Origin of the sequence: Mesorhizobium sp. M1E.F.Ca.ET.041.01.1.1 (genome assembly GCF_003997355.1) — a bacterium.
Lineage (GTDB): Bacteria > Pseudomonadota > Alphaproteobacteria > Rhizobiales > Rhizobiaceae > Mesorhizobium.
This window is the reverse complement of the sequence record NZ_RZSL01000397.1, coordinates 1-5,776: the sequence shown is the minus strand read 5'-3', so window position 1 is coordinate 5,776 and position 5,776 is coordinate 1. Positions and strand designations below refer to the sequence as shown.

The following is a 5,776-nucleotide window of genomic DNA, read 5'->3' as shown; positions in this document are numbered from 1 at the left end:
ATGTCACGCTGGTCGAACCGGGCGGCTTCTCCACCGACTGGGCCGGCCCGTCGGCCAAGACATCGAAAGCGATCGAGGCTTATGCACCCGCCCGCGCCGCGATGGCAGAACGCCGCAGCCGCGCTGTCGCCGGCGATCCCGAGGCGACCGGTCCGGCAATGCTGGCAGTCGTCGACGCTGCCGAGCCGCCGCTGAGAGTCTTCTTCGGCGATGGCGGCCTGCCGATGATCCGCCAGGAATACGCCAACCGTATCGCCACCTGGGAGAAGTGGGACGATATCTCGGTCCTGGCCCAGGGCGCGAACAAGAACCGCAAGGCTGCTTGAGTGCGTCTCGGCCGCGCCGCTGAAAGCGGCGCGGCCGAGATCAGGCCCGGTAGATCCACTGCTCGGGCACCCGCACCGAAATCTCCTCGCCCGCGCTGATGATGCCCGGCTTCTCGACCCAGGCGACAAGGCCGCGCAGCCGCTTCGCCGCCTTCGGGAACAGCAGCGAACCGGCCTCGTGGTCGGCCATCCGCGCATTCTCGGCGACCGAACGCCCGGCGATACGGCAAGGCCCGTTCTGGGCGTCGACCTTGATCGTCACCCCGCCCTTGAAGAACAGCAACGACCCCGCCGGCAGCATGGAAAGACGCGGCACGCCCTCGATCAGCAGGTTGGCGCCGATCCATTCCGGCTTGATTTCCTTGAGCCCCATGCGCTCGGCGACCATGGCAAGCTCGTCCGCCGCCACGAGTGACAACTGCCTCTCGTTGCGCATCTCGGTGCCGCGTGGATACCAGGGCTCGCGCCCGCCGGACCGTCGCGTCGCGCCGGCATGGAAATCGCCCTCGATGCCGTCGAAGCCGAGCCGCAATTCCTCCACCGGTCTCGTCTCGAAACGATCGAAAGGGGCTTTGTAGAGCGCGGCCGCCTTCGCCGCGAGCTTGTGGGCCGGCACGATGTCGACGGACTGATCGGTCGCCGGGGAGAGCTCTGAATTGGTTTTGGAGTCTTGCATGTCGCGGCTCTAGCGATCCCTTGCCTTGCGGTCCAGTCGAAAGCGCTGATGGTCCGATCAACCAGCTTGATACGCGGATGATCACGATCTTCTTACCGAAAACGCTATCCGATTTCGCCACGCGCCGCATTGCCGCCCCGCGTCATCGATCTGATGGTAGCCCTTGGCAGGAGGTATCCAAATGCATCCCGCACCCGCAATCGCCGCGCTCTGGCTGATTTGGGTCGTGTCTTGGCTCTTGGCCGCCGCTTGGGCCGACCCTGTGCAAAAGCGTGCAGGCTTCCGGGCTGAGTTCCGTTATCGCATCCTGTGGGCCATCGGCACGGTCCTGCTGTTCGTGCCGGCGCACGGCTATGTCGGCCGGCTGCGGGTTTGGACGCCGTCGCTGACGGAAGCATGGATCTGCGTTGCCCTGATCGCCATCGGCCTCGCCTTCTCCTGGTGGGCGCGCCTGCATCTCGGCCGGCTTTGGTCCGGCACCATCACCGCCAAGGCCGACCACCGCGTGGTCGATACCGGCCCTTACGGGTTGGTCCGCCACCCGATCTATAGCGGCCTGCTGCTGCTGGCAATCCTCGCCACCATGGCGGCCAAGGGCACGGTCTGGGGCATTGCCGGCGCAGCGCTGCTGATCATCGGCATCGTCGTGAAGGCCAGGCTGGAAGAGAGCTTCCTGCGCGGCGAGCTCGGCACCGCCTATGACGACTATGCCAGGCGCGTGCCCATGCTGGTGCCCTTCGCGCCTGCCTGAACTGGCTACAACATCTTGAGCAGCGCGCCGCCGATCGAATAACCGGCCCCGAAGGCGCAGAGCAGGCCGAAATCGCCGGCCTTCATGTCGGCGTGGTTCTCCGACAGCGCCACGATCGCGCCGGCGCCAGCCGTGTTGCCGAGCCGCTCCAGCACCATCGGCGCGCGGTCGTGGCCGACATCGTGGCCGAAGGCGAGTTTCAGGATCATCGCGTTCATGCGCGCATTCGCCTGATGCAGCCAGAAGCGGCGGATGCCTTGCGGCGTCAGCCCATGCTCGGCCAGGAATTCGACGATGAATTTGTGGCCGGCGACGGTGACTTCCTTGAACACCTTGTTGCCGACCTGCTTGATCAGGTTGCCCTCGAGCTTGATCATGTAGGGATCGTCCTGGGCGGTGCGGGTGTGGTAGCCGAGATTGGTGCGGATGTTGTTCGACAACTGCGTCCAGGTGCGCGTGTCGAGCACCTCGAAGCGTCCCGGCCGCTTTTCGCCCTGGTTGAGCCCCTCGACGATCATGGCGACGGAAGCGTCGCCGAAGATGAAATGCGTCTGCCGGTCGCGGAAGTTGAGATGGCCGGTGATGATCTCGGGCGTCGAGACAAGGATGCGCCTGTGCGCCCCTGCCCTGACCAGGTTGACCGCGATGTGCAGCGCCGCAGCGGCGGAAGAGCAGCCCAGCCCCATGTCGAAACCGGCGCCCTTGGTGCCCAGCGCCTCCTGCATCTCGATGGCGATCGCCGGATAGGGCCGCTGATGATGCGAGGCCGAGCAGATCACCAGGTCGATATCCGAGGGCTGCAGGCCGGCATGGTCCAGCGCCTTTCTGGAGGATGCGATGCCGAATTCAGCCTGGAGCGACAGCGCGTCGTCCGGCCGCGCCGGAATGCGCGGCGCCATGCGGGTGGGATCGAGGATGCCCTCGCGCTCGACCACATGGCGCGTCCGCACGCCCGACGCGTGGACGATGAAGTCACTGTCCGACTTCTGCAGCAGCGTCTCGCCGGTGACAGCGCGGCGTGCATTCTCGGTGTCGACCCAGCTGTTGAAGCTCTCGACCAGCTCTTCATTGGTGATGACGGCTTCAGGAATTTCGGCGCCGATGCCGCTGATGATGACGCGATGCATGTCCAATCCGTCCGGGGCACGGGCGTTGCGGGCTCTGATGTGGGCGCGGACACGGCCCGGCGCAACCCTTGTCGCATTCGGCAGGTTTATGCCAGCTTAAACCAGCCGCCGGTCCCAGTTATCGCGATGAGTTGACCGGAAGCGGTCAGGCCCGCTTGGCGATGATGAAGATGCGCGGAAAACGCAGCAACACCTTGCCGTTCGCCATCTTCGGATGGGCCTGTGCGATCTTTGCCGTATAGCTGTCGAGGAACGCCTTCTTCTCAACCGCGTCGAGCGGATCGAGGAAGGGCTTCAGCCCCGTCGACTTGACCCATTCGACGATCGCTTCGGCATCCGCCAGCGGATGGTTGTAGATCGTATGCCAGATGTCCACGCGATCCGCGAGCGGCGACAACAGATCGTAGTAGAACGAAACCGGCGGCAGCGGTCCGCGCGCCGCGCCCTCGAGCTTGGCCGCGAACGGCATCTCGGCCGCCGTATCGCGCATCAGCTTGTGTGCGGGTTCGCCGAGATTGTCGGGCATCTGGATGGCCAAGGCGCCGCCTGGCGCGAGCAGCCCCATCAGCCGCTGGAACACCGCCGGATGCTCCGGCAGCCACTGGAAGACGGCGTTGGCGAAGATGACGTCGACCGGGTTCTCCGGCTGCCAGGCGGAAGCATCCGCGAGTTCGAAATTGACGTTGGGCAGCCGCGCCCTCGCCTTCTCGATCATGTCGGGCGAGGTGTCGAACCCGCTGACCTCGGCATCCGGCCAGCGCTCGACCAGAAGCTCGGTCGAGTTGCCTGGGCCGCAGCCGATGTCGACGACGCGGCGCGGAAAGTCGACGGGAACTTGTGCCGCCAAGTCCCGCGCGGGCCGCGTGCGCTCGTCCTCGAACTTCAGATATTGGGCGGCGGACCAGTCAGCCATTCGATCACCTCCGCTCGTCCTCGCCGCCGGCTTTGTCCCTACCGCGTCAGCCGCTTGTGCGTCATGCGGTGCGGGGTCGCCGCTTCCGCGCCCAGGCGGCGCAGCTTGTCCTTCTCGTATTCCTCGAAATTGCCCTCGAACCATTCGACATGCGCGTCGCCCTCGAAGGCAAGCATGTGGGTCGCCATGCGGTCGAGGAACATGCGGTCGTGGCTGATGATGACCGCGCAGCCGGCATAGGCTTCCAGCGCGTCTTCCAGCGCGCCCAGCGTTTCGGTGTCGAGGTCGTTGGTCGGTTCGTCGAGCAGCAGCACATTGCCGCCGCCCTTCAGCATCTTGGCCAGGTGCACGCGGTTGCGCTGGCCGCCTGAAAGATTGCCAACCTTCTGCTGCTGGTCGCCGCCGCGGAAATTGAAGGACGAGCAGTAGGCGCGGCTGTTGATCTCGTGCTTGCCGAGCTTGATCACCTCGGCGCCGCCGGAGACCTCTTCCCAAACCGTCTTGTTCGGGTCGAGCGCGTCGCGGCTCTGGTCGACATAGCCGAGCCTCACCGTCTCGCCGATGCGGATCGAGCCGGCATCCGGCTTTTCCTGGCCGGTGATCATCTTGAACAGCGTCGTCTTGCCGGCGCCGTTCGGGCCGATAACGCCAACGATGCCGCCCGGCGGCAGCTTGAATGACAGGTTCTCGATCAGAAGCTCGTCGCCGAAGCCCTTGTTGAGGCCTTCGATCTCGACAACCACATTGCCGAGGCGCTCGCTCGACGGGATGACGATCTGCGTGTCGGTCGGCTTGCGGTTCTGCGATTGCTCGACCAGTTCCTCATAGGCCTTGATGCGCGCCTTGGACTTGGTCTGGCGCGCTTTCGGCGAGGACTGGATCCACTCGCGCTCGCGCCAGATCGCCTTCTGGCGGGCGTCGTCCTCGCGCCCTTCCTGGATCAGGCGCTTGGCCTTGGCGTCGAGATATTTGGTGTAGTTGCCCTCGTAGGGGATGCCGCGGCCGCGGTCGAGCTCGAGGATCCAGCCGGTGACGTTGTCGAGGAAGTAGCGGTCGTGGGTGATGATCAGCACCGAGCCCGGATAGTCGCGCAGATGCTTTTCCAGCCATTGCGTGGTCTCGGCGTCGAGATGGTTGGTCGGCTCGTCGAGCAGCAAGAGATCGGGCTGCTCGAGCAGCAGCCGGCAGAGCGCCACGCGGCGGCGCTCGCCGCCCGACAGGTTGGTCACCTCGGAATCGGCCGGCGGGCACTGCAGCGCATCCATCGCCATCTCGACCTGCTGCTCGAGGTCCCACAGGTTGAGGCGGTCCATCTCGTCCTGGAGCTTGGCCGACTCGTCCGCCGTCTCGTCGGAATAGTTCATCATCAGCTCGTTGTAGCGCTCGATGATGGCGGTCTTCCTGGCGACGCCGTCCATGACGTTTTCGCGCACGGTCTTGTTGGGGTCGAGTTGCGGCTCCTGCGCGAGGTAGCCGACGGTCGCGCCCTCGGCCAGCCATGCCTCGCCCTGATACTCCTTGTCGAGCCCGGCCATGATGCGCAGGATGGTCGACTTGCCCGAGCCGTTGGGGCCGAGGATGCCGATCTTGGCGTCCGGATAGAAGGACAGGTGGATGTTGTCGAGCACCTTCTTGGTGCCATAGGCCTTCGACAGGCCGGACATGTGATAGATGAACTGGCGAGCCACGCGCGCTTTCCCTGGAAACTGAAGTGTCAAGGTGGATGGGGGTTGCGCGCTATGTAGGCGATGAAGCGCCGTACGGCAATCGCTTTCGGCGTGCCGTGTCGATCCCAGGGCTTTCGCCGGGCTGGATATCGTTCTTTTCCGTGCGCGGCACGAGCTGGTGAAAGCAGCGGTTAACCATTCGCCGTCAGAACGGAGAAGGTTTGGAAATTGCGGCAAGGCCGCGATTTCCGCAAAAGATCGGATCGATCGTGTTGCTGAACGGTTTCCTGCTCTTTGCCGAGGCGGTTCTTTATTT

The 5,776-nt window shown here is 64.8% G+C and carries 5 protein-coding genes and 1 pseudogene; 2 read left to right on the top strand and 4 right to left on the bottom strand.

Annotation, left to right across the window (positions count from 1 at the left end; translation table 11 throughout):
• Nucleotides 1–326: pseudogene (locus EOA38_RS25775) on the top strand (short-chain dehydrogenase/reductase); the annotation flags it as partial.
• Nucleotides 327–366: 40 nt separating this feature from the next.
• Here the strand turns inward: EOA38_RS25775 and EOA38_RS25770 are convergent.
• The gene (locus EOA38_RS25770) at nucleotides 367–1,002 is read right to left on the bottom strand and encodes an MOSC domain-containing protein (protein WP_127300568.1); all 636 of its coding nucleotides are present in this window, start codon (nucleotides 1,000–1,002) and stop codon (nucleotides 367–369) included.
• 181 nt (nucleotides 1,003–1,183) lie between these two features.
• Here EOA38_RS25770 and EOA38_RS25765 point away from each other — a divergent pair, with 181 nt between their 5' ends.
• Nucleotides 1,184–1,753 carry an isoprenylcysteine carboxylmethyltransferase family protein gene (locus tag EOA38_RS25765; protein ID WP_127300567.1) on the top strand — a complete coding sequence of 190 codons (570 nt, stop codon included), beginning with the start codon at nucleotides 1,184–1,186 and terminating at the stop codon, nucleotides 1,751–1,753.
• 5 nt (nucleotides 1,754–1,758) lie between these two features.
• On the opposite strand, the gene EOA38_RS25760 is transcribed toward EOA38_RS25765, so the two are convergent.
• From EOA38_RS25760 to ettA, 3 genes are all read right to left on the bottom strand, one after another.
• Nucleotides 1,759–2,880, bottom strand: a complete 1,122-nt coding sequence (locus EOA38_RS25760; RefSeq protein ID WP_127300566.1) for a beta-ketoacyl-ACP synthase III — start codon at nucleotides 2,878–2,880, stop codon at nucleotides 1,759–1,761.
• A 145-nt stretch (nucleotides 2,881–3,025) separates the two neighbouring features.
• Nucleotides 3,026–3,793, bottom strand: coding sequence for a trans-aconitate 2-methyltransferase (gene tam, locus EOA38_RS25755; protein WP_126093055.1), 768 nt, complete (start codon nucleotides 3,791–3,793; stop codon nucleotides 3,026–3,028).
• A gap of 38 nt (nucleotides 3,794–3,831) precedes the next feature.
• Nucleotides 3,832–5,481 carry an energy-dependent translational throttle protein EttA gene (ettA, locus tag EOA38_RS25750; RefSeq protein ID WP_127300565.1) on the bottom strand — a complete coding sequence of 550 codons (1,650 nt, stop codon included), beginning with the start codon at nucleotides 5,479–5,481 and terminating at the stop codon, nucleotides 3,832–3,834.
• Between the last annotated feature and the right edge of the window lie 295 nt (nucleotides 5,482–5,776).